General features: G+C 63.5%; 1 pseudogene. It reads left to right on the top strand.

The annotated features are described in order from the left end of the window. Window positions 1–15 precede the first annotated feature (15 nt). A pseudogene (locus ACZYOF_RS44300) lies at window positions 16–545 on the top strand (helix-turn-helix domain-containing protein); the annotation flags it as partial.

Below are 545 nucleotides of genomic sequence, written 5' to 3'. Positions count from 1 at the left end.
AGGAGGCCGGCATGGATGGGGCGAGCGTATTCGACTGATCTGCGTGAGCGCGTGGTTGACGCCGTCTGCGAGGGCGGCCTGTCGTGCCATCAGGCGGCGGCGCAATTTGGTGTAGGCATCAGCACGGCCATTCTCTGGGTGCAGCGCTTTCGCCGGACCGGCAGCGTCGAGCCGGATCAGATCGGCGGCTACAAGCCGAAGAAGATTTCGGGAAAGCATCGTGATTGGCTGGTGCAACGGTGCCGGACGGCCGATTTCACCTTGCGCGGGCTGGTGGCCGAGCTCGCCGAGCGTGGCCTGAAGGTCGATTACCGGACGCTGTGGGACTTCGTCCACGCCGAGAAGCTCAGTCACAAAAAAAGACGCTGATTGCTGCCGAGCAGGACCGTCCCGATGTTGCCCGTCGGCGGACGCAATAGAGCAAATATCGGGAGCGGATCGATCCGTCTCGCCTGGTGTTCATCGACGAGACCTGGACCAAAACCAATATGGCGCCGCTGCGGGGCTGGGCGCCGCGCGGTCAAAGGCTCAAGGCCAAGGTGCCA

Source organism: Bradyrhizobium sp. LeoA1Lang, assembly GCF_055413685.1.
This window is presented reverse-complemented; position numbering and strand designations above follow the sequence as displayed.